The 1,230-nt window shown below is 60.4% G+C and carries 2 protein-coding genes; one reads left to right on the top strand and one right to left on the bottom strand.

Annotated features, from left to right (window positions below):
- Positions 1-41 precede the first annotated feature (41 nt).
- On the bottom strand, positions 42-677 hold the full coding sequence (locus NW863_RS13095) for an exopolysaccharide biosynthesis protein (protein WP_414338292.1): 636 nt from the start codon (positions 675-677) through the stop codon (positions 42-44).
- 98 nt (positions 678-775) lie between these two features.
- Between NW863_RS13095 and NW863_RS13090 the strand changes: the two genes are divergently transcribed.
- A complete protein-coding gene (locus NW863_RS13090) occupies positions 776-1,201 on the top strand; it encodes a hypothetical protein (protein ID WP_414366887.1) in 426 nt (141 codons plus the stop codon).
- The last annotated feature ends 29 nt before the right edge of the window (positions 1,202-1,230 follow it).

Below are 1,230 nucleotides of genomic sequence, written 5' to 3'. Positions count from 1 at the left end.
CCCAACTCCCCTCTCCCTCCGGGAGAGGGGCTGCTAGGGCGCTATCTTCTCAGCCAATCCAACAGAGTCGTTCCCCCCAGCCACAGGCCCACCAAAATGGAAGTGGTCAGTAGCCCCCCTGCCACACAGATCAGGGATCCCAGGCTGCAGAGGAGCCCATCTTCTTCCAGGAGACCGAAGGCGGTGACGAAGATCCCCATCGCCGGCAGGGTGTTGGTGCCGGGCACGGGAATGATCATGGAAATGCCCATCAAACCAATCCAGGTGCCCAGCCAGACCTGGCCCAGGCGGCTGGTGCAGACTCGTTGCCAACGGGGGCAGGCAACTTTTTCAATGCGCTGCAACCATGGGATCCCGGCCTGCACCCACTTTTGCAATTGCTTCCGTTCAATCGATGTCTGCAGCACCCATGGTGGCAACCAGGGAGTGGTTCGCCCTGCCAGCATTTGCAGGGCCAGCAGTAGGATGACCACGCCAAAGGGAGTGGAATAGCCAGGGGCCGGCAGAGGTAAAGCCGAGGGAAAAGACAGCACTGCCAAAAACAAGCCAAAGCTGCGCTCGCCCGCCAGTTTGAGAATCTCTTCAATGCAGATCGCCACGGGTGGGGATCCCTCAGGCTGCTCTGGGTTGGCGGGAAGGCAGGCAAATCGGGCTAGCTCTTGGGATAGACGAGCCATAGGGGAGTCTGCAAACGGTTTGGGAGCCAACGATAGCCTACTGCAAATTCAAGGTTTGTTGGATATCTTGAGCGAAGGGGTGGTTTTGGAGAGGTAAGATGAGTGGCGAAGCACTGGGCAAGAGGTTGGGCAGCGGTGGCCTTGGAGAAGGTCTAAAGAAGCGCGCCCCGCTCAGCAAAGAAATGGGTAGGTTGGGGGGATCCCTGCTGCTGGGATCCCTGTTGGTGGCAGGGCACGGTGTGGCCCTGGCTGAAGCGCAGTTGGAGGTGGGTACCTCCACCACCTTGCCCCCCCAGTCGGCTCCGCCGGTGTTGCCACCCCCACCGGTGGGAGTGCGACAAATTAGAGAGGATACCGATCCTGAGCAAACCGCCGATATGCCCCTTTCCTTGATGGCCGAGCAGGTGCTGGAGGCGGTGTGCGAAGCGCAAATCGATGCCCAACGCGCCCTGGCCCTCATGCCCGATCTGAGCGAATCCCACATCCGCGCCGCCTGTCCCAAGCGGCTGATCCCCAAAAGCTGAAGGAAAACAAAGGCGGCCCCAGACCTTGG

Source organism: Synechococcus sp. B60.1, from assembly GCF_047462555.1.
In the GTDB taxonomy this organism is placed as follows: Bacteria; Cyanobacteriota; Cyanobacteriia; order Thermostichales; family Thermostichaceae; genus Thermostichus.
Note: the sequence above shows the minus strand (reverse complement) of the source record. Positions and strands in the feature narration are given on the sequence as shown.